The organism is Cytobacillus luteolus, assembly GCF_017873715.1.
Lineage (GTDB): Bacteria > Bacillota > Bacilli > Bacillales > Bacillaceae_L > Bacillus_BV > Bacillus_BV luteola.
The window spans coordinates 118,463-140,079 of record NZ_JAGGKM010000001.1 but is presented as its reverse complement, the minus strand read 5'-3'; the positions used below and the strand labels follow the sequence as shown (position 1 = coordinate 140,079).

At 36.1% G+C, this 21,617-nt stretch carries 26 protein-coding genes and 1 pseudogene; 12 read left to right on the top strand and 15 right to left on the bottom strand.

Annotated features, from left to right (window positions below):
* Positions 1-214 precede the first annotated feature (214 nt).
* The 3 genes from J2Z26_RS00770 to J2Z26_RS00760 all read right to left on the bottom strand — a co-directional run bounded on the left by J2Z26_RS00770 (position 215) and on the right by J2Z26_RS00760 (position 3,312).
* Positions 215-1,513, bottom strand: a complete 1,299-nt coding sequence (locus J2Z26_RS00770) for an ABC transporter substrate-binding protein (protein WP_193537457.1) — start codon at positions 1,511-1,513, stop codon at positions 215-217.
* A gap of 78 nt (positions 1,514-1,591) precedes the next feature.
* Positions 1,592-2,419 carry a carbohydrate ABC transporter permease gene (locus J2Z26_RS00765; protein ID WP_193537459.1) on the bottom strand — a complete coding sequence of 276 codons (828 nt, stop codon included), beginning with the start codon at positions 2,417-2,419 and terminating at the stop codon, positions 1,592-1,594.
* Complete coding sequence (locus tag J2Z26_RS00760; RefSeq protein WP_319638071.1) at positions 2,416-3,312, bottom strand: carbohydrate ABC transporter permease; 897 nt, start codon at positions 3,310-3,312, stop codon at positions 2,416-2,418. The genes J2Z26_RS00765 and J2Z26_RS00760 overlap by 4 nt, the downstream gene beginning before the upstream one ends.
* 631 nt (positions 3,313-3,943) lie before the next feature.
* Between J2Z26_RS00760 and J2Z26_RS00755 the strand changes: the two genes are divergently transcribed.
* Entirely contained in the window at positions 3,944-4,468 is a 525-nt protein-coding gene (locus tag J2Z26_RS00755; RefSeq protein WP_193537462.1) for a hypothetical protein, read from the top strand.
* A 123-nt stretch (positions 4,469-4,591) separates the two neighbouring features.
* Positions 4,592-5,122, top strand: coding sequence for a hypothetical protein (locus J2Z26_RS00750; RefSeq protein WP_193537464.1), 531 nt, complete (start codon positions 4,592-4,594; stop codon positions 5,120-5,122).
* A 42-nt stretch (positions 5,123-5,164) separates the two neighbouring features.
* Here the strand turns inward: J2Z26_RS00750 and J2Z26_RS00745 are convergent, their stop codons facing one another.
* The 3 genes from J2Z26_RS00745 to J2Z26_RS00735 form a co-directional block, all read right to left on the bottom strand.
* On the bottom strand, positions 5,165-5,689 hold the full coding sequence (locus tag J2Z26_RS00745) for a hypothetical protein (RefSeq protein WP_193537466.1): 525 nt from the start codon (positions 5,687-5,689) through the stop codon (positions 5,165-5,167).
* A 28-nt stretch (positions 5,690-5,717) separates the two neighbouring features.
* Positions 5,718-6,233, bottom strand: coding sequence for a spermidine/spermine N(1)-acetyltransferase (gene paiA, locus J2Z26_RS00740; protein WP_193537468.1), 516 nt, complete (start codon positions 6,231-6,233; stop codon positions 5,718-5,720).
* A 182-nt stretch (positions 6,234-6,415) separates the two neighbouring features.
* Positions 6,416-7,663 (bottom strand): DUF4153 domain-containing protein, encoded by a 1,248-nt coding sequence (locus J2Z26_RS00735; RefSeq protein WP_193537470.1) that lies wholly within the window; start codon positions 7,661-7,663, stop codon positions 6,416-6,418.
* 200 nt (positions 7,664-7,863) lie between these two features.
* Here J2Z26_RS00735 and J2Z26_RS00730 point away from each other — a divergent pair, with 200 nt between their 5' ends.
* The gene (locus tag J2Z26_RS00730; protein ID WP_193537472.1) at positions 7,864-8,574 is read left to right on the top strand and encodes a hypothetical protein; all 711 of its coding nucleotides are present in this window, start codon (positions 7,864-7,866) and stop codon (positions 8,572-8,574) included.
* A gap of 206 nt (positions 8,575-8,780) precedes the next feature.
* Here the strand turns inward: J2Z26_RS00730 and J2Z26_RS00725 are convergent, their stop codons facing one another.
* Positions 8,781-9,044 (bottom strand): hypothetical protein, encoded by a 264-nt coding sequence (locus tag J2Z26_RS00725; RefSeq protein ID WP_193537474.1) that lies wholly within the window; start codon positions 9,042-9,044, stop codon positions 8,781-8,783.
* Between the two features lie 193 nt (positions 9,045-9,237).
* On the opposite strand from J2Z26_RS00725, the gene J2Z26_RS00720 reads away from it, so the two are divergent.
* Positions 9,238-9,402, top strand: coding sequence for a hypothetical protein (locus J2Z26_RS00720; RefSeq protein WP_193537476.1), 165 nt, complete (start codon positions 9,238-9,240; stop codon positions 9,400-9,402).
* Positions 9,403-9,765: 363 nt separating this feature from the next.
* Here J2Z26_RS00720 and J2Z26_RS00715 read toward each other — a convergent pair whose 3' ends face one another.
* Both J2Z26_RS00715 and J2Z26_RS00710 read right to left on the bottom strand, forming a co-directional pair.
* Positions 9,766-10,053: a hypothetical protein gene (locus J2Z26_RS00715; protein WP_193537478.1), complete on the bottom strand. Its 288-nt coding sequence runs from the start codon at positions 10,051-10,053 to the stop codon at positions 9,766-9,768.
* A gap of 1,013 nt (positions 10,054-11,066) precedes the next feature.
* Positions 11,067-12,044, bottom strand: coding sequence for an SDR family oxidoreductase (locus tag J2Z26_RS00710; RefSeq protein WP_193537713.1), 978 nt, complete (start codon positions 12,042-12,044; stop codon positions 11,067-11,069).
* Positions 12,045-12,483: 439 nt separating this feature from the next.
* On the opposite strand from J2Z26_RS00710, the gene J2Z26_RS00705 reads away from it, so the two are divergent.
* From J2Z26_RS00705 to J2Z26_RS00675, 8 genes are all read left to right on the top strand, one after another.
* Positions 12,484-12,648 carry a hypothetical protein gene (locus J2Z26_RS00705; RefSeq protein ID WP_193537482.1) on the top strand — a complete coding sequence of 55 codons (165 nt, stop codon included), beginning with the start codon at positions 12,484-12,486 and terminating at the stop codon, positions 12,646-12,648.
* Between the two features lie 357 nt (positions 12,649-13,005).
* A complete protein-coding gene (locus J2Z26_RS00700) occupies positions 13,006-13,224 on the top strand; it encodes a hypothetical protein (protein ID WP_193537484.1) in 219 nt (72 codons plus the stop codon).
* The gene (locus tag J2Z26_RS22480) at positions 13,164-13,511 is read left to right on the top strand and encodes a CBO0543 family protein (protein WP_411797405.1); all 348 of its coding nucleotides are present in this window, start codon (positions 13,164-13,166) and stop codon (positions 13,509-13,511) included. Before J2Z26_RS00700 ends, J2Z26_RS22480 begins: the two co-directional genes overlap by 61 nt.
* 31 nt (positions 13,512-13,542) lie before the next feature.
* Positions 13,543-13,788 (top strand): spore gernimation protein GerQ, encoded by a 246-nt coding sequence (locus J2Z26_RS00695; protein WP_193537485.1) that lies wholly within the window; start codon positions 13,543-13,545, stop codon positions 13,786-13,788.
* Positions 13,789-13,804: 16 nt separating this feature from the next.
* Positions 13,805-14,173 carry a spore coat protein gene (locus tag J2Z26_RS00690; RefSeq protein ID WP_193537487.1) on the top strand — a complete coding sequence of 123 codons (369 nt, stop codon included), beginning with the start codon at positions 13,805-13,807 and terminating at the stop codon, positions 14,171-14,173.
* 18 nt (positions 14,174-14,191) lie between these two features.
* The gene (locus J2Z26_RS00685) at positions 14,192-15,328 is read left to right on the top strand and encodes a zinc-dependent alcohol dehydrogenase (protein ID WP_193537489.1); all 1,137 of its coding nucleotides are present in this window, start codon (positions 14,192-14,194) and stop codon (positions 15,326-15,328) included.
* Between the two features lie 17 nt (positions 15,329-15,345).
* Entirely contained in the window at positions 15,346-15,540 is a 195-nt protein-coding gene (locus J2Z26_RS00680) for a hypothetical protein (protein ID WP_193537491.1), read from the top strand.
* A gap of 18 nt (positions 15,541-15,558) precedes the next feature.
* Positions 15,559-15,858, top strand: a complete 300-nt coding sequence (locus J2Z26_RS00675; RefSeq protein WP_193537493.1) for a spore coat protein — start codon at positions 15,559-15,561, stop codon at positions 15,856-15,858.
* 59 nt (positions 15,859-15,917) lie between these two features.
* Here J2Z26_RS00675 and J2Z26_RS00670 read toward each other — a convergent pair.
* From J2Z26_RS00670 to J2Z26_RS00645, 6 genes and pseudogenes are all read right to left on the bottom strand, one after another.
* A pseudogene (locus tag J2Z26_RS00670) lies at positions 15,918-16,118 on the bottom strand (L-dopachrome tautomerase-related protein); the annotation flags it as partial.
* Between the two features lie 208 nt (positions 16,119-16,326).
* Positions 16,327-16,866: a GNAT family N-acetyltransferase gene (locus tag J2Z26_RS00665; RefSeq protein ID WP_193537495.1), complete on the bottom strand. Its 540-nt coding sequence runs from the start codon at positions 16,864-16,866 to the stop codon at positions 16,327-16,329.
* A gap of 159 nt (positions 16,867-17,025) precedes the next feature.
* A complete protein-coding gene (locus tag J2Z26_RS00660; RefSeq protein WP_193537496.1) occupies positions 17,026-17,628 on the bottom strand; it encodes a cysteine hydrolase family protein in 603 nt (200 codons plus the stop codon).
* 142 nt (positions 17,629-17,770) lie between these two features.
* Entirely contained in the window at positions 17,771-20,386 is a 2,616-nt protein-coding gene (locus J2Z26_RS00655; RefSeq protein ID WP_193537498.1) for a calcium-translocating P-type ATPase, PMCA-type, read from the bottom strand.
* A gap of 345 nt (positions 20,387-20,731) precedes the next feature.
* A complete protein-coding gene (locus J2Z26_RS00650; RefSeq protein ID WP_193537500.1) occupies positions 20,732-21,238 on the bottom strand; it encodes a CBO0543 family protein in 507 nt (168 codons plus the stop codon).
* Positions 21,231-21,464: a hypothetical protein gene (locus J2Z26_RS00645; protein WP_209794272.1), complete on the bottom strand. Its 234-nt coding sequence runs from the start codon at positions 21,462-21,464 to the stop codon at positions 21,231-21,233. Before J2Z26_RS00645 ends, J2Z26_RS00650 begins: the two co-directional genes overlap by 8 nt.
* Between the last annotated feature and the right edge of the window lie 153 nt (positions 21,465-21,617).

Here is a 21,617-nt window from a genome sequence, read left to right as displayed (position 1 = left end):
AACTACTCGCTTTCCGCGGGGCCGCTTGTGAGCCTCCTCACTCATTCTTCGTTGCGGGGTCTCACATCACTTGCATTCCCGCAGGAGTCTCGTAGTTTTGTCTGCCATTTATCAATTAAGAAGTCAAACTTTAAACAAACCTCTTTAAGATAGTAAGAGGTAAAAGAGAAAGCACGTCATTGTATCGACATGCTTTCATCCGTTTTTGTATTTCTTATTTTAGGTTATCCCACGTTGCTTGGAATCGTTCTAGGACTGTGTCGTAGTCGATTCTTCCAGCAGCGTATTCTTGGATGGTTGCTGCGAATTCTTTGTTTGCTCCGTCTGGCCATCTGAACCAAGTCCAAGGGATTGTCTTGTCGTCTTTAGAGAATTCTAGGATTGATTGACCTAGTGCTCCTAAGCCTGTTGGTTCGATGTTGTCAAATGCTGGGATGAATGCGAACTCTTCTGTGATGTAGCGTTTACCTGTTTCAGAAGATACCATCCAGTTTAGGAATAGTTTTGCTTCTTCTAGGTTCTCAGAGTTTTTGTTTAGTACCCAGTTATTTGGTACACCAACTGGTAAGCGGTTAGCATCTGCATCATCGCTAATTGCAATTGGTAGGAAGCCCATGTTCATGTCTGGGTTGATTTCGTAAATCATGTTTTCAGTCCAGTTACCTTGTTGTAGCATTGCTGCTTGACCTGAAGCAAATAGTGTAACTTGCGTATTGTAATCTGTTGTTAACGGATTATCATTAGCAAAACCAATCTCTGTATCTAGAACTTCTTTAAATTGTTGGAATTTCTCATTTCCTACAAATGTTTCTGATCCATCATAAAGTCCTTCGATGAATGCAATTGGATCGTCTTGTTGTGCAAAACCGATGTTAAGTAAATGCTGTCCAATTACCCACCACTCGCCATATCCAGCAGAGAAAGGTGTAATACCTGCAGCTTTTAATTTTTCAGCAGCAGCTTTTAACTCAGTAATTGTTCCCGGTGGTGAAGTAATTCCTGCTTGTTCAAATAGGTCTTTATTGTAGATAAAACCATAACCCTCTAAGTTAACTGGCATTCCATATAGTTTGCCATCTGTATCTGTCATTGGTACTTTACCAATTGGAAGAACGTGCCCAGCCCAAGGCTCGTTTGAAAGATCAGCTAAGTGCTCTTTCCAAAGCTCAAGCTCTTTAAATCCACCATTGTTAAAGATATCTGGCTTTTCACCTGAAGCGAATTTCGCTTTTAAAGCAGCACCGTAATCAGCGCCTCCACCTACAGTTTCAAGCTTAACCTTAATATTTGGATGCTCTGCCTCAAACTCAGTAATCATTTTTTGAAGCTGATCAGCAATCTCCACTTTAAATTGGAAGAAGTTTAATGTTACTTGTTCTTCAGTCTTATCTGCTGGTTTAGCATCATCTTTTGGTTTGTCTTCAGTCGTTGTTTCTTCAGTTGAAGAACAGCCTGCTAGAATCCCAACGAATAATAACACGGATAAAAATAAGAAAGTAAAGCGTTTTAGCATGGTTTGACCTCCCTTTAATTTTACAAATAATTTATATATCTTTATATCTATTAAAATAGAAGATATAAAGAGTAGTACCTACTTGATAGATCCTTGTGCAATTCCTTTAATAATGTGCTTTTGCAGGAATAGGAAGAAGATTATCACTGGCGTTATACCTAGTACTAGTGCTGCGAGTCCCATATCCCACTGCTTTGTATATTGCGCAAAGAATGAGCTTGTTGCAAGTGGTATCGTTCGCAATTCTGCGTCCTGTAAAACAAGCAATGGTAAAAGGAAATCATTCCAAATCCAGAGTGTATTCAGGATAATGATGGTTACTGTAATTGGTTTTAGGAGTGGGAATACAATTCTCCAAAATACTCCAAACTGGCTACACCCATCAATTCTAGCAGATTCTTCAATTTCGATTGGTACCGTTTTCACAAAACCGTGATAAAGGAATAATGATAATGGAACACCAAAACCGAAGTACATAATGATAAGTCCAGGAATACTGTTTGTTAGATTTAATGCTCCACCAAGTTTCATAAGCGGAATCATCACCGTTTGGAATGGAATAACCATTGCCGAAACAAACAGGATAAATAAGAATTTACTTAACTTCCCTGGTGTTCGAACCATTTTCCAGGCTGCCATTGAGCTTATTACGACCAACCCAATGTTACTAAACACCGTAATGATTAACGAATTCCAAAATGCCCTCGGAAAATTGATAATCTCCCAAACCTTGGAATAGTTTGAGAAAAGTATTTCCTTCGGCCATGAAGCTGCATCTATCAAGATTTCGGCAAAGCTCTTTACCGAATTGATAAGAACAAAGTAAAAAGGAATTAAGAAGATAATGGCGAGTATAATCCCGATTATCTCTAAACCAAAAGTTCTCTTAGTATATTTCTGCATCAAGCCTCTACCTCCCTTTTCTTAGTGAGCATAACTTGAACAGTTGTGAACACTGCCACCACTAGGAAGAATAGAATCGATTTTGCTGTCCCTAACCCATAGCGATTGTTTTGGAATGCTTCCTGATAAATGTTAATCGCAACCGACTGAGTAGAGTTAAACGGTCCACCGCCAGTTAAAGATAGGTTAAGGTCAAATATTTTAAATGCCATCGAAATCGTTAAGAAGAAGCAAATTGTAAAGGCTGGAAGAATTAATGGAATAATGATTTTTGTTAAAAGTGTAAAATTTGACGCCCCATCAATCCTAGCCGCTTCAAGTAATGAATTGTCGACCCCCTGAAGAGCTGCGATATAAATGACCATCATGTATCCGCTAATTTGCCATGCAAATACAATCACAATTCCCCAGAACGCTGTAACTTCATCACCTAACCAAGGTAGCTTAAAGAAAGCTAGCCCAGTTACATTTCCAATTGATGAAAAACCTTTTATGAAAATGAACTGCCAGATAAACCCTAGTAGTAGCCCCCCGATAACATTGGGAATAAAAAACACTGTACGTAGGATGTTCCTTGTTTTCAAGGCCGCATTTAGTAGGAGTGCGAAGCCAAATCCTATTAAATTACTAACCGCTACTGCAGCAAGCATAAACTTCGTTGTAAATAAGAAGGAACTAAAAAATTGTGGATCACTCGTAAAAATCTTTTTGTAGTTTTCGAGTCCTACCCATTCGACCACCGAACTAACTCCATTCCAAGAAGTAAAAGAGTAATAGACTCCCATAAGGAATGGTATGATCTGAATAACTAAGAAGAAAACCAGTGCTGGCCCAACAAAGGCCAAATACGTTAGTGCTTTTTTAAGATTCGTTTTTCGCTTTGATATCCGGTTGATGTCTGTCTTCACGTTAAGTTCATTTCGTTCAAGCTTCGGATTCACCCTTGTATCACCGCCCCTCAAATCTCTATGTAATCGCTTTCTTTTTATTATAAAGGGATGGGGTGTTGATTAGGGGACACTGTATTGACTTTGGAGGTGTAATATTTTGACATGTTTGGGGTGGGGCATTTTTTGGAGGATTTAATTTAAGGGGATTTGGGGTTTTTATATTTGTTGGTGTGATTAGGCTCTTTTGATACACTTTAAACCCAATTTTTTACACAAGGTGTATCATTATCCCCTTTTGATACACTTCAAACCCAGTTTTTCACATTAAGGTATATCATTAGCCCCTTTTGATACACCTCAAATCCAGTTTTTTACATCCAGGTGCATCATTAGCCCCTTTTGATACACCTCAAATCCAGTTTTTTACATCAAGAGGTACCAATCGCCTCTTTCGAAACACCTCAAATCCAGCTTTTTACATTAAGAAGCATCAATAACCTTATTTGCACCCTTTTCCTCCAATTTATTTACATTAACAGTCACCAAACAAACATAAGTTTCCCAATAAATGAAACTTTTTCCAACTGCAATCCGTAAACATAACTATCACTATGTATAACTACAGGGGGGAGCAGACATGTTACACAAAATTGATAAGACGTATTGGGTAGTATTACTAATAATCGGTGTAGTCATAGGCTTTTTATCTGGATTAGCCGGGCCAGACTTGGTACACCATACTTATTTTAAACATGATGATACCTTTATGGTGATCACCCCGTTTGCTGCAAACATTTTAATGTTTATTGCCGCTGGCTTTTTCATATTGTTTTGTATCGGTATGATCTTTGAAAAAAAGGTTTGGAATTATGTAGGTATACTCTTTTTGCTGTTATCAATTGCCATGGGATACATTTCTCTAGCCGGAAACTACACTCTAGTTTCGTTAGATGAAATTACAATTGTGAAATCGCTGCAAAAAGAAGAGTATGGTTGGAATGAAATTGCTGAAGCTACTTATCTTGATGAATATCAATATGATGGGCGAGAACTTCACCTTATCTTCAATGATGGTAATGAAAAAACAATTGAAATAGATAGCCCTACTATAGTTAAACTGATCGAACAGAGACTGGCTCAGAATGGTATCGACATCAACTAAAAGTGGTACACGAATTGATTGTGAATTCGTGTACCTCTTTTTAAAGTAAAAATTCCGAAAAATATGAAACCTTACCTCAAGTTAAACGTAAATATTTGTAAATTGATGTAGGGAGGGTGTATTATGCGTCAGATAGATAGGGATACATATTGGTTAGTACTATTAATTATTGGTGGATTGTCAGGACTTATAAGTAGTTTCATAGGCCCAAACCTTTTACATTTTTTAATGTTTCAAAGTGGAGATACTATTTTAGTGCAAACACCTTTTTTAACAAATATCCTAACCTTCATTGCTACGGGTATATTCGTTATGGCTTGCATTGGTATGATACTTGAAAGAAAGATATGGACTTATGCAGGAACATTATTATTAGTAGTATCAATCGCTATAGGTTGTTATGCTAATTTGGGATATTATACACTTGTTTCCTACAACGATATTACGATTAAAAATCATATGCTAGAAGAAAAATACAACTGGGAAGAGATTGAGGAAGCTAAAGTTATTGATAATACGAATGAGTCAATTAAAAAAATACAGTTAACTTTTAAAAATGGCAAAGAAGAATTACTCGAAATCAATAGAGTGCATGCAAGTGAAATTCGTACAATTCGTAATATGTTTCTTCATTATAATATTAAGTTAAACTAAGATAATCTCAATTCTGATCGACAGGTGCCAGGCCCCTGTCGATTATTTCTGATTCAATTTTTCTAGTAACCCACCATCATCTATATTTCGAATGATTGATATCTTACCATTGTCATTGATATTCATTCTCCCAGTGACAGTAGCGGTGTTTGTTTTACCATTTTTACTATAATTCACTTCAGCTTCATAATTAAAGGCGTTAACTTGGTTATCATCTATCCTCTCTATATGTATACTTTTTGTGTTTAATTTGTAGCCATTTTCATGAGCAAATCGTAAATACAGCAAAATATGATTCTTGTTTAGAAATTGTTCAGTGTTGGCAACAAGTGGGGTATAGTTTTTTTCAACATACGCTTGTAATTCAGGTGGATATGGGTCTTCCTTCTCAAATGCACCAATTAGCTCACTTCCAGGCCCTTTGAACTCTTTTTCCAAATAGGTTTGGATTGTGGTCATATTCGCATCGGTTTCATAAGGTTCATAATCTTTATCCGAACACCCTGTTACGAACATAAGGACAAATGCCAAAACGGATAACATCTGGACAATAGTACCGTTTCTCATGTGAACACCCCTTCTTGTATTTTTTCTACTATAAATTCTTTGTCATGATAAAGTCCGTTTGTTCTTCATCACCCATATAAAAAGAATGTGATCCAGTTTGAACAAATCCCATTTTCTTATAAAAGGCAATAGCATTCTCATTTTTCTCCCATACGCCTAGCCAGATTCTCTTTTTATTACTTTGCTTCGCAATTTCCATAGCCTTAGTAAACAGATGTTTACCGAGACCATGATTTTGAAAGTTACTCTTTATATAAATCCTCTCAATTTCAAGTGATTCATCACCCATTTCTTCAGACTGAGACTCATTCGTATTGACCTTTAAATATCCAGCGACTTCATTATTATAATAAACAAAAAAGAACTGCGAAAAACGATTGGATAGTTCTTTTTCCAGTTGGATTTTGTTAAATGCCTTTTCCAAATAAGTAATCATATTTTCAGGAGAATTCTGATTCTTAAACGTCTCATTAAATGTTTCATAACTGATTTCCTGAAGAATCTGTAAGTCTTCAAGGGTACACTGTATTATGTTTATTGTCATTTAGATATATGCTCCTTTTCTAATTGGCTATGAATCGTTTATTCATCTACCGTTTTGATTGTTCTTCTCATTCTATCATTGCTGGGAAAGAGTTTGAAGGATGGGGTGGCTTACTTAGGGGTTTAAGATAAAATGCCGGCTCACCAACCTAACTCGATAAGTGAACAGGCATCTCAAGTTTTTTATTTAAAAACCAAAGGAAAGATAAATACAACAACAGCTGCCCACAGACCGTAGACTGGCAAATACTTCGTAATAGCATCTTGGATGGTTGAAGGTCCGGTTTTGTTTCGTAGAAAACGTACATAGGAAAGCATGATCCAAATTAAATTTGCCCAGATAATTAGATTTACACCTAAGACAGCAAGTCGGTTAGGCGTAATTCCATATGAAGAAAGCCTGAACACAATGGCCGACAAAGCAACACTGTCAATGATAAGCGCAAGAACAATTAAGCTGAAATTGATATAATCAAAGATATTCTTTTTCTCGTCTGTATCGCTTTCGATAATAGAGAATACAGTCACAACCAATACAAAAAGTAGAATTCCATTGAAGGCTAGAAGGAAATTTCGGTCTAGAAATGGATTATTTCCGACCCAATACACCGTTATAAGATAGACCAACAATGTGACCAGAACAAGTGGACTAAAAATTTTAGCTAAAAATGGTGTAATGTTCTTAGCAAGTTTAAGATTTTTTGATACTAGGTGTGTTGCCACGACTGCGAGACCTGCAGCACCAAATAGCACGATATTTCTAAAATAGAAGTCTTCTATACGAAGCCCCACAAAGCTAAATAACTGCAACGTTAACATTGCAAGCAGCATTCCGCTAACTGCCATGCTTCCATATAAAATACCAAATTCCAAATTGAATTTTAGATAAGCTAATCTTTTGTCACCTATTGCATAGTCATTTCCTGTGTAGGCTAGCCCTACTACTACCCACAAGAAGATCGGTAGGTGCAAATAGGCAAGAATGATACTGTCTTTGTAATCTATAGGAAGTAGGTTTAGATAAATTACAGAGACAAGGAACAGCGATATAAGTGTATAGAGAACCTTCTTATTCGGACTATTATAAAAAACAAAGTAGGCTGCAATAAAGGGAATTATTCCAAAAGCCAGATTAACTGGAGCTATTGCTTCCTGTTCGACAAAATGGAAAATGACCCTAGTTATGATCCCAGCGAGAATCGCTAAAATACTCATTAACAAAAAACCTTTTTGTAGAAGCAAAGGTTTTTCCTCATTTTCTGTCTCCTTGAAATGCAATCTTTCATGCCAAACAGCAAGAACAGGTGAATCTGGATATTGTTCCCAAGCGTGTAAGAATGACTTCCTAAAAGATTTTGGGTCTTTTCTGAACATCCTCTCCAGATGTTGTGGATTATCCATGTTTTCAATAATCAATTGGTTATTGTCCAACGTTCATGCCTCCCGACTACAGTTATCTTGTTGGTTTGATTTTAGCATGTAATTTATTGTTTATCAATAAATATATGTTATCATTTATTAAAAATTTATTGCAAGTCTATCCGCAGTAAGGACTCCAATGAAATTAGAGTTTTTAAAGAAGTTAATACATAAGCATAAAGATCAGGGAACAATAAAATGAGGTGTTGTCTATGAAACTGGGAATCAGTTTGATGATAGGATTTCTTCTTATCAATTCTCCTATCACTGCAGTTACAGATTTTGAAGGCTATGAAATCGTTAGTTTGAATAATAAAGAGAATATAACCCTTTACGCTAAGAAAATAGATAGCTTGTACAGAGGATTTAAAATAGATTTCAAAGGGGGAGTTTACACAAGGCCTTTTTGGAATAGCGAAACGAATCCTACCTATGCTCCGCAAATTTTTTATAAAGACATCAACAATGACAAAAGAGAAGAGCTAGTTATAACCTTAACCAAAGGGCATGGGACAGGTCTTTTATGGGAAGATGTGTATGTGTTTAATACACTGGATAATCGGCTGATTGAAGAGATTGTGGATCATCCTTTAGCAATTTTAAAAAAGAACGTAAAAACAAAGTTAAATAAAGATAAAGCTGAAATCATTGTGAACAATAAAAAGTGGGCAATAGATCTATCCCCTTTTGAAATTAAACCTGACAATCTATTTGATGATATAGGTTTTGGGAGCATAGTTGATTATGAAGTGATTAACAATTGTCTGATGGTCAGATTAAGCGGACAAGTATCTCCTGGGATGTTTGTTGGAGATGTAATTATTACTTATGAATACCGCCAAAACATGTATCAAGCGAAAACAATTGATTTTATTCCACATCACTCGATTGAGAAGAATCCTTTTTATGGTCCGGTTAACTGAACTAGTTTCTTTTCGGCTACAAAAAATAAAAGGCAATTACCTTTCCCAAGGGTAATTGCCTTACTCCGTTCTTACCGATTAGAAGGAAAGAAACAGTGCTATCACGCAAGTACAATTCAATTGGAGGTGAATTGTAATAACAACTTATTACTTTTATTATAAAAGGTTCCGATTTTTATTCAAAAAAAGGATTGGTGTCAAATTTTCTACTCTACATTAGTAGGATAAATCAAAACATTATCAATAAAAATCCTACATTGAATAGAAAAATTACCGCCAATTCTTACCTTAATATTCTTGATAACATCATTAGAACTTCGAAGGGTACCTGTTAAAGAAGCCCTTGACAAACCAAGCCCTAGATTTTGATCCTGTAACTTCCCGTCAACATATAACTTTTCCCCATTAAACCATGTATTTATCACTTGAATATGATGGCCATCATATGTAACATTAAACTCTTTTTTCATTCAAAATCTCCTCCTAACCGTACTCTTTAATACGAATTGGAAATGAAAAAGTTTCTTATTATTTCCAGTATTTTATAACTGTAGCGGTGTTTTGAAATCCCATAAATTTCACGTAGGCTTTTAGACCTATATCTAATACTCGTTATTTACTTTATAGTCTAACTGTTAGCCCTAGGTCTTTACAGGAGGGTTAATGTTTGAAATAGGTGATATTGTATATTTCGAAGGTAAGGAATACAAAATTCTTTGGATATATAGCAGTGGGGGCTGTGAATTAGTCGAAAGCAGCTTTGCTAGTGCTTATAAAACAATTCTTGTTCATATTGATAGCTTAGATAAAGGCGTAAATAACAGATAGCCTTTAATTTATCATTTGTTAGTAACTATTAAATAAAACGAAATGTATTATTCCTAGGGCTAACATCCTTGTATGTCCCTCAACATTTCTTTTTATTTATTTTTTTTGTACATTTTTCATATTACCATTGCTATTTGTAATGATATTGATCTTTATTTTAAGTGGATATAGGGTTTACCGCTTAAGTGCTGCTAAAAGTCTGCATAGTACAATATTGCCTAACTTTAATTTTTAATTTTAACATTATATTCCATGGAAAATCTGAATTCAGATGAGAAAAAGACGACCAAATTAGTGATCGACTTAGTTATACATAACGACTTACACAATAGTTTAACATTATATAATTGATGTGATAATAAGTCATATTTTCTTACGTTTTCGTTCTAAAAATATAGGTGCTATATTTAGCAAGATAGAAACAATTGTCAAAAACCATAATGCCCTTGCCATACCAGGTACTACATCTGATAAAGCCGCCCAATCTTCCACTTTTACCCACCGAGATACATAACTGTAATCTGCACAAATTGTTAATGCTGTAAATGATAATGCCATCGCCATAGCAAGCTTATAATCCTTTCCTGCTGCATACAAAGAAAGATTTATAACAGTTACTACTATGGCAATAACCCCTAATATTGCCCACATAACTATACCTCCATATATTTTTATTTACTTCAGTTATCCTATTTTGCAATCTAATTCACTCCCACCTAATTACCTAATTTTAACACTAAAAACCTTATTACGCTCTGCATCACCTTGATTATAGGTGCCACTCCTTCTTCTTTTATGAAGTATTCTTTATTGTATGGTTGACATCCAAACGTTCTAATAAAATTATCATTATTGGTACGTTGTCCCTTCTCTACGATTGGAACATTCCGTTTACTAATAATCTTAGCGCTTGGCAAATAGGATTCTTTTGCCTAACTCAACTCTTTGAAAATAATACTCTGATAGAACAGTAGATAATTTATTCTTTGTACTTTCCACTTCAATATCAGGTTACAAATCTTTTAAAGCAGCAACTAAATCTGATAATATATGCTCACCTAGATTCATAATAATCAACTCTCCTTAGTTCTTATTAGTAACTAAGGATTACCTATACAAACACCGAAAATACCAACTGAGTAAGTATGAACCGCTTTTTTGATCCTTTTGAATAAGAAAGAGACGATTACTTTTTGGGTAATCGTCTCATAATGGTTGTGTATGCTAGTATCGTTGTACTGAGCAGCAAGTGGGTAAACAAAATTAGAATCAGAAATTTTTTTAAACATCCTCTTAATTTTCATATGGGAACTATGTTCCCACATACCATATGGCTTGGATGGTGATGGCAGATAAATATAGATGTAGTATTGTTTACCTTATGCTAATTAATTATTTTATCATGTAAAAGGCCATATTACATCATGCCGCCCGTAAGCTGAAGTGTGTAATATCATTAACATTGAGCCGTTACCATGAAGCGCGTAGCATTTATACAGATTTATAAAGATATTATTTGAGAAATTATTTATACAGATTAATAAACATACTGCCATAATATACATCAATAAAATACCAGACACTCTGTAAGAAGCTGCTCCAAAAGGTTTTCATCAACCTTTTAAGTGCGGCCTCTTATTAGTTCATCCTATTTATCCTGCTGATTATGAATGAGTAGATTCCCCACCGTCTACATGAAGCACTTGGCCTGTAACGAAGCGCGAATCATCAGAAGCTAAATACACATACGTTGGGGCAAGCTCAAATGGATGGGCTACCCGTTGCATCGGGTTTGAGGCACCATATACAGCAACCTGGTCAGATGAGAAGCTAGCTGCGATAAGAGGTGTCCAAATCCGCCCAGGTGCTACAGCATTAACCCGGATCCCTCTATTTACCACATTATTCGCCAAAGCGCGCGTGAATCCCACGTTAGCCCCCTTTGTTGCAGTGTAATCGATCATTTGTTTTTCTCCAACATAAGTCACTACAGAAGAAGTTTGAATGATTGAACTTCCCGGTTTCATGTATGGAAGTGCTGCTCTGGTTGTATAGAAGTGGGAATAGATATTCACCTTAAATGTATCATCGAATTGCTGGTCCGTAATGTCCGTTAGGCTCTTTTGCTGGAACTGGATCCCTACATGGTTGCAGAGGACATCCAGACGGCCAAACGTTCTTATAGTTTGCTCTACGATTGCGACACACTGCCGTTTATCCCGCAAGTCACCCGGCAATAACAAACAACGCTGACCGAGTTGTTCGATCCTCGTTCTGGTTCGGTTTGCATCCTCATGTTCATTTAAATAAGCAATGGCTACGTCCGCGCCTTCTTTGGCAAATGCAATTGCGACTGCCGCCCCAATTCCGCTGTCACCACCTGTAATAAGCGCGACCTTCCCTTTTAATTTTCCGCTGCCTTTGTAATTTGGGTTTTCAATGATCGGCCGGGGCACCATTAACCCCTCTACACCTGGATGAAAGAGCTGGCGCTGTTCCGGTAAATTCAACGGAATTTCCTCATACCTAGTTATTTTCCCATAGTTAGGGTACATCGGGTATGGGTGTTCCACTTTGTTTGCATCAAACGCTTGTTGCAGCTGTTGGATCTGCTGCAGCTTCGTTTGATTCTTCAGACCCATCACATGATTTTTTTGATATTGGCTCATCACGTTGCCCCCTGGATACTGATCCATTTGTGACATGTGATATTGAGGCATTTGAGGCGTTTGAGGCACCTGGTAATACGGCATCTGATGTGCTTGTTGCATATAATACATTTGAAGTTGGTTCATTTCCGACATTTGGTCCATGGAATCCATTTGATCCACAGAATCAATATCTTGCATTGGATTCATCTGTGGCATTTGGCGATCTTTCTTATCTTGACTCATGGCAAACCTCCTGATAATAACGTTCTGTTTACAGTATGATGGGCAGAAAAGTGAAGTGCCTGTTTCCATCCATAAATTATATTAAGGGTACCTGTTCGAAGACTATCTTGAAAATAAAGACTTGCTCCTCATTGATGGGCTTTGAATAAGGTAAAACGTAAGATAAAATATCAAGGAGGCTGCTATTTTGCGATTCGAATTTAATCCGGAAGTAAAATTATTGCTGGTAAACTATTCCGATGAAAAAGTAACGATGGATTATATCAATCATTCCTGGCAAATGTCGGAAATAGGATGGAGACCGCCATTCTATACAAACCCTCGTTATGGTTTTAATTACCCTATCATTTAGCAAGTTTTTATTTTTTTGAACAGTTAAGGGATAATCAAAAGTCAATCTGGGTAAATTCCTATTTGCAGAAGTTCAAAAGATTCACAAACTAACGTCGAAGAGCCTGTATTATGGAGTAATCTCTAATACAGGTATTTTTGATTTCAGATAAATTAATGGCGCTTTGTTTGAAAGTGGTCCGGATGAGTTTTTGCAATTTAGGAACTCTTTCATGTGTGAAGGATATTTCGAACTAAAAACTTTGTATTAACACATCGGCCGACCTCAATAATAAAATCAAAATTCATGGAAATAGTCTTAAAGGAGAGTAATGAAACGAGGGAATAACGCTGGATGTTGTCAAAATGCTGATTAAAGGTGACAGAACAGAAAGTAATAGAACTTGGTATATCAGAGGTTATTGCTATTGCAGATGACGGCGGGAATATAATGCCTGTCACAGAATGGATGAAGGCCCAATCACAAGTATTGACAGAGGCAACCTATCTTATGGAAGTGCTAAACATGGGACGAAAATTCGAAAAGAACCTAATAAATTTGCTTTATTTCTTTGGTATTGGTTCCTTTTATACTTAATTAAAAAACCACTTGCAAAGGACTGTCTCCTTGTTTTCTTTTTAAAAAGTTATTATGCATCATTGGTCGATAAACTGGTTGTAAATAAAGGTTATGTTCCATACCCCACCCGATTTCCAAAACAAGTTAATACAAGCTTATTGTTTGATTACATACTTTTCCCAATTACATGTGTCATAAAATTGCCTCATTTCATGAATATTTCAACCAACCATCTAAGATTATATCCCAATAATAAAAAAAACATTAAAGAATGTTTCCCTCCTATTTTGGAACAATACAATTGATTGTATTAAAGAACAAGGAGGTTAATTAGAAATGGATAATCAAAAATTAGCTGATCATGAATCATTGGATTTACATGAAGTTATTAATTTTAAAACCCTATGCTTAGCGAAATCAAAACTAATGCAAGGACTCGTATTTGATCAAGATTTGAAAGCATTAATGCAAAAAGATGTTGAACAATCCATGCAAGCTCTTGGAGAATTACAGGCTGTTTATCAACGCGCACCTTTTGAAGCTCCAGTTCCTCAAAACCGACCAACACCGATAATAAATTGAGAAGGAGGCAAATTCATTGAACCAGGATTATCTAGACCCTATAAACGCGCTACACGTACCAGAGCTAGCAGATACCACTTTTGCGATGGATTTACTTCTTCGTTCAAAAGAAGGTGTGCGCAATATTGCTGTCGCATTAACGGAGTCTGCATCACCTGATGTTAGAACCCTCTTACGAAACCAGTTAATGCAAGGTATTGCCATGCACCAAGAAGTTACAGAACTAATGATTAATAAAAAATGGTTCCATCCATACGAACTAACTGAACAGTATAAACTAGATCAACTCTCTGCAAACAATACATTAATGATTGGCAAAATGAATCTATTCCCAGTTGAGACCAATAGAAAAGGTATGTTTGACCGGACACCTGATGATCACTAACACTGGAGGCTGTAAACAATGAAGGCAGTAACGTATCAAGGTATTAAAAATGTTGTAGTCAAAGAAGTTCCAGATCCAAAAATTGAGAAACCAGATGATATGATTATTAAAGTAACAAGTACAGCAATATGTGGGTCTGATTTACATTTAATTCATGGCATGATTCCTAACCTGCAAGAAAACTATATTATTGGCCATGAACCAATGGGAATTGTAGAAGAAGTTGGTCCAGGTGTGACTAAGGTAAAAAAGGGAGATCGAGTCATTATCCCTTTTAATATAGCATGCGGTGAATGCACTTATTGTAAAAACCATTTGGAAAGCCAATGTGATAATTCTAATGATAATGGTGATATGGGTGCCTATTTTGGATATTCTGGTACGACGGGTGGCTATCCAGGTGGCCAAGCCGAATATTTAAGAGTGCCCTTTGCCAACTTTACTCATTTCAAAATTCCAGAGACTTGTGAAGAACCAGATGAAAAGTTAACAGTTATTGCCGATGCGATGACTACTGGTTTTTGGAGTGTTGACAATGCAGGCGTAAAGGATGGAGATACAGTTATTGTTCTTGGCTGTGGTCCAGTTGGTCTTTTTGCTCAAAAATTCTGTTGGTTAAAAGGGGCAAAGCGAGTCATTGCAGTTGATTATGTCAATTATCGCCTGCAGCACGCTAAGCGCACCAACAAAGTAGAAATTGTTAACTTTGAAGACCATGAAAATGTTGGAAGTTATTTGAAGGAAATCACCAAAGGCGGAGCTGATGTTGTCATTGATGCAGTTGGTATGGACGGTAAAATGACTGATTTAGAGTTCCTGGCGAGCGGAATGAAGCTTCAAGGCGGAGCATTAAGTGCGTTTATCATGGCTTCACAAGCAGTGCGTAAAGGCGGGACAATTCAAGTTACTGGCGTTTACGGCGGCAGATATAATGGTTTCCCTCTTGGAGATATTATGCAGCGAAATATCAATATCCGTTCTGGGCAAGCACCTGTGATTCACTATATGCCATATATGTTTGAATTAGTTTCGACCGGAAAAATTGATCCAGGGGATGTCGTGAGTCATGTACTTCCACTTAGTGAAGCGAAGCGTGGCTATGAAATTTTTGACACAAAAATGGATGAATGTATAAAAGTCGTGTTGAAACCTTGAGGAAGGAGGTATAAAAAATGAACTACGCCTTACATGAAGTTCTTGAGGTCCATGAGATTGCTGCATTTAAGACCACTTGTTTAACTAAATCCAAAACTATGAGAGCGTTAGTTACAGATCCGCTATTAAAAGATATTATGCAGAAAGACATTGATGTATCTACGAGACAATTACAAGAATATGCTTCTATTCTTACAAATGCTAAGCAGTAAATTAGGAGATGAATGAACATGAATCCAATCATTGAAACTTTAACTGGCATGGACGCACTATCGGATCAAGTGGTTGCAATGGATCTACTCATTTCAGCTAAAAGTGGAATAAGAAATTATGCTATGGCAGTTACGGAGGCAGGAACACCGGAAATTAAAGAAATACTCACTCGCCATTTAGTGGAAGCTCTTGATATGCATGAACAACTATCCGGATATATGGCAGAAAAAGGATGGTACCATGCTTGGGATACAAACGAACAAATCAGTTTAGATTTGAATAATATCAATACAGCATTGAACTTACCGACATTATAAAAAATTCCAAGGAACAGTTTTACAAACACCAAAAAACTGTTCCTGATAAACCATTTCGAGTTTAGTGCCGCTGTATCTAATATCCAAAGCGTTCCCCTTCCATCAGCCACTACAATTTGAACACTGATGAAAGTCATAGTGATATTCTCAGGGTTAACCAAATTGTTTGTAAATTAGATAAGACTGCAATTTATCCCCAACAATTTCCGCCACCGTATATTTAACATCGTCTCCCCATTTCGGAAGCAAATGAAAATACGACAGTTTCTGCCGGTTATTTAAGTCATTTCAATTTATACTGTTTGAGAAATTTCATTAACAAGTTGTATCAGTGCTTCGTGGCTTCTTCCACTAACCTGCTGCTCGTAAGCTTATTAACTTCTTCAACAAAAAAAGCACTTCTTTCTTAAAGAAATGCACCCGTTCACAATAAGAAAAATACAACTTCAATATAGCTAATTTTGCATTTTATAAATGAATTGCCATCAATACAAGTTCATCATAATATGAATTATTTTTTATATATTTAATGAGGCGTCCTTCTTCTACAAACCCCAAATTTTTATATAAATTTATAGCAGAGGTATTTGAACCTAAAACCTCTAATCTTAATATTTCTATTTTTGGGTTCTTTTTACACCAATCTAAAAGTGCTTCAATTAGGTGTCTACCTAGACCTTTGTTTCTCCAACCATTGTCAATACTAATTCCGAACGAACCTTGATGGCTACTTTTTTCCTTCTCAATACTCTCAAAAGATAAAAATCCTACAACTTTATCTTGATATTCCGAAACTAAAAATAGCTTTTTATCTTTATTGTTTATGAAACTTTTTATCCACTCTTGTTCCATTTCAATCGAATTATGAAATTCTTTCTTACTTGTTAATCCTAATCCCTCATTAAGGATTTGCTGTGCAATGGTTAAGGTTGCAAAGGAATCACTATGTTCCACCTCCCTGATAATGACAAGTTCCCCTGTTTTAAGTTCAACTATAATTTTATTCATCTTCTTTACACCTCAAATTAATCTTAACTTTCATAATTATACAAAGAGTGCATTATATCGTTCAACCTTCCTAGTTTTTATTGTTAAATTAATTTCAAAAGGGTTTCTTGAATTACTAAAATCATTGAAATAAGGTACCTTAAATAGGGTACCTTTGTTTTATGAACTAGTTATTAGACCATCTGCGCTATCCACATTTACCACCTGAGTAAGAATTTCATCCGTTGTTACGATAGTAGCGAACTCTTTTTGAAGCATCGCCAGCTCCAGTTCTTGTACAGTTTCTGCTGAGTGCTGTTTTCCGAGATGGCCCGTTATCTCAAAGGCAGCAATCGCATCTGATACCAAATACGTTTGATAACCTAGATTACCGCTCATCCTTGTGGTGGTTGATACACAGTGTTGGGTGGAAAGACCCGTAATTACGACTGAGTTGATTTGATTCTTAGTTAAAAATATCTCTAACTCTGTTCCGATAAAGGCACTGTTCACTTGCTTAGTAAAAACTGGTTCACCTGGTCTAGGGGCAATAATGTCCTTAAACTCTGTTCCAATTTTCTTTGTATGATGCAAAGGAGAATCCGGTTGAATGGATAAATGTTTACTATATATAATGGTTCCCCCTCTCTTTCTCCATTCCGTTTGCAGCCGTGCCATATTTTCCTCTGCTTTAGGATTGCATCTTTTCCCCCAGTACGGATCATCAAATCCTTTTTGAACATCTAATATCATCAATGCAGGTAAATTCAAACTTTGGGTCATTTAATCACTCCTTTCTTTTGTCCTTCATCAGCTTGATGAAGGACATTTCCTACGCTTATCTGCCTTCTTTGTCCTTCATAAACTTTATGAAGGACATTCTTGCGCATATCTGCCTACTTTGCCCTTCATCAGCTTTATGTCATTACTCCCCTACCTTCACAAAAAACACCTTGTAAAGCTGAATGACCACGAGCGGCAATAACGACAGTCCATAAATCGAAATAAATTGTGCACTATTTAGCGTTGCAATTTCAAATACTCCCATAAGTGGTGGTACTAATAATACTAGGTGTAACAGGAAAATTCCGATAAGGATCGCAAACCAAATGAACTTATTTGAAAATACTCCCAGTTGAAATATGGATCCTTTGCCTCGTGCGTTTAATCCATGGAACAATCGTGCCAAACATAGTGTTGAGAAAGCCATTGTACTAGCAATTAATGCATCACCTGTGGATAACCCAATATGGTATGCGAGTAAAGTGGCTATCGCTATAAGAACACCTTCCACAAGTACTTGTCGGGCGAAGGCCTTGTTTAACAATGGAACGTTAATATCTCTTGGTTTTTCTTTCATGATTTTCTTATTATACGGTTCTAAACCTATTGCAATTGCCGGTAAACTGTCAGTTAGTAGGTTGATGAATAGTAAATGAACAGCAGCAAACGGAACTGGTAATGCCAAGAAAGACGCATAAAGTACGGACAATACGCCACCTGTATTTCCTGCTAAAAGGAATTTAATCGAATTCTTGATATTGGCATAGATACTTCGTCCATTAGAAATGGCTTTGACAATCGTTGAAAAGTTATCATCTGTTAACACGATCGATGATGCTTCCTTGGCTACTTCTGTACCAGTAATCCCCATGGCAATTCCTATATCTGCCTGCTTTAACGCTGGTCCATCATTTACACCATCACCAGTCATCGCAACAACGTTTCCTTTTTCTTGCCATGCTTTCACAATTCGAATCTTATGCTCAGGAGAAACACGAGCATAGACAGAAATACCTTCCACTCGTTCCTTTAGCTCCTCATCACTCCACTTCTCAATTGCTGCTCCTTCAATTGCTTCTGAATCATCCTTTAAAATACCTATCTGTTTCGCAATTGCTGATGCCGTGATTTTATGGTCCCCGGTAATCATAATTGGCTTAATACCCGCTTCAATACAAGCAGCTACGGCGCCGAATGATTCATCCCTTGGAGGGTCCATCATTGATACCAATCCTATAAACGTTAAGTCACTTTCATCTTCAAGACTTATTTTTTTACCTGCTGGTACTTCTTTATAAGCAAATGCAAGGACTCTAAGTCCGTTCATTGAAAATTCCCTGTTTATACGTTCAACTTCCTGTTTATGTTCTTCGGTAAATTCAACTGTTTCACCAGATGTCTCATAATTTTTGATTCTAGAAATAAGAACATCAACTGCTCCCTTTGTGACCATAAAATGCGTATCACTATCTTTATCCTTAACAACAGTACTCATTAGCTTTCGATCAGAGTCAAAAGGAAGTTCACTAAGTCGTGGATATTCCTCCCTAAGCACTAACTCATCGTATTGGTAGTCCTCTCCGAAATTAACGAGTGCAATTTCGGTTGGATCACCAATCTCTTTTTTATCAATCGTAACGGAATCATTACACAACAGAGACATTAGAATAATCCGATTCTCGATTGTATTTTTAACATTCAATTGCCCTTGTTCAATGATCTTATTGTCTACAAACACCTTTTGAACGGACATCTTATTTTGGGTTAGAGTTCCAGTCTTATCCGAGCAAATAATCGATATGCCCCCTAGACTTTCGACCGCATGAAGCTTTCGAACAATTGCATTCTGCTTCGCCATCTTTTGCGTTCCAATTGCGAGCACAATCGTTACAATTGAACTGAGTGCTTCAGGGATAGCAGCAACAGCAAGGGCTACGGCAAACATAAATGATTCAATGATTTCATTTCCTCTAAATAAATCCACTGCAAAAATAAGAATGGCAATGGCAATAATACCGATGGCAAGCTTCTTCCCAAAATTATCAAGACTTGCTTGAAGAGGTGTCTTCTTCTCTTTTGCTGATTCTAATAGATTAGCGATTTTTCCTATTTCCGTTTCCATACCCGTGCTGGTCACGACAATAACGGCTCTACCATATGTAACATAACTTCCTGAAAAAACCATGTTCTTTTTATCACCAATTGGAACATCCTCATCTTCAATTGGTTCAACTTCCTTCAGGACACTTAATGACTCACCTGTGAGTGAGCTTTCATTTATTTGAATGCTGTAATTCTCAAGTATTCTCCCATCAGCACTGACAAAGTCTCCGGCATCCAGGTAAATAATATCGCCAACGACTATTTCCCTTGATGGAATTTCAACCTTCTGACCATTTCGCAACACCTTGGCTGTCGGTGACGAGAGAGCCTTCAGACTGTTTAAACTTTGTTCCGCCTTCACATGCTGGACAGTACCAAGAATAGCATTGATGATAACAACAACAAGAATTACAATTGTACTTTCAAGCTTTCCTAGAAATGCCGATATGAGTGCAGCGACAACTAAGATAATAACAAGAAGGTCTTTAAACTGATCAAAAAATACCTCCGCTGTACTTTTACGCTTACCTTCCGTCAATTCGTTAAACCCGTATTCCTCTCTACGTTTTTGTACTTCATCAGAAGATAAACCCTTACTAGTCACTTGTAATATCTTTAGTACTTCATCGGATGTTTTCCTAAAAAAATCATTCATCTAGTTTACTCCTTTCTATACACAACGTATTCTAATTTTATTACTTTCTACCCGCTAAAAGCTTCGGGCCATAATTACCCTATTATTTGTATTTATCGTTATCCTTATTAGTAATCAATTCTTTTATAATTATCCTTGTAATTCTCCCTTCTACTTTCTTTTTCCTAATTAATCAGACTTAAACGAACTAAACAACAAACTTAAGGATGGATATACCTTATTAAAGGATATGTCTTTTATTTTACTTTGGGCTCTTTACACAATATTTTTTTTATAAAATAAGAACATAAACACGTCACGTTCAAAACAAAAAACCAATGTCCCATTTAATGAACATTGGTCTTACTAGCTTTGTTTTAGTTTGTTTTTAAATTCTTCTTTATAAAACCAACGATAAAACAGCCTTGATGAATAATAGGTTATGCCTATCGTAATAAAACTCCAATACCACTTCCACTTTACATATTTAATAGTGTTCGTGTATCTTTCTGCCAAGACTTCGAATGTAGTTATAGCCCCTGAATGGAAGATATAATAAAGAAGTTTTATAAATTTGTTCTTTTCTTCTGGATAATTTAAGTTAAAAATTGCACAAATGGCTGGGTAAATAAAATATTCAAATGAAAAACTTGATTTATTTGCCTTTTTAAAAAATCTAACTGGATATTTAATAAGTCCTTTTTCAACTACAAGTAAGCCAAATAACCAAGTTACAATTTGTTTATATAGAAATGCTACGATTCCGTTTCTTATCTTATTTTTGGGTATGTATTTAAAAAGAAGTCCAATTGTTAGTAGCCATATTATTTTTAAAATTAAGATGTCTCTTTGATTATTCTTTGATCTAAGCATAGTCACAGCCCTCATTTTGAGCGTTAATGACATTCGTTTGAAAGTCTTTACCTTTTTGACTTTCTATTATCCGATTGCCAAATTCTAAAAACATCAAAACCTCTTTCTCTGATAAAAGTTGAGTATTAAATGGGAATTTTCTTATGGACTTAACCTTAACAACCATTACTCCAATTTCGGTCATTGATACAACTTTAAATCCCTGCTTACTTCTTCTCTTTTTCACGTAAATAAGTTCATTTTTGTTGTTTAAGGAATAAGTTCTAAAGATAACACCCCACTTGTACTTACAATTGCATTTACAAGTGTTATTTTCCTACTTATTTTAAAACTTATTCATCTTTAAACTAAAAGCACTTAATAAGAAATTAGGTCTAAT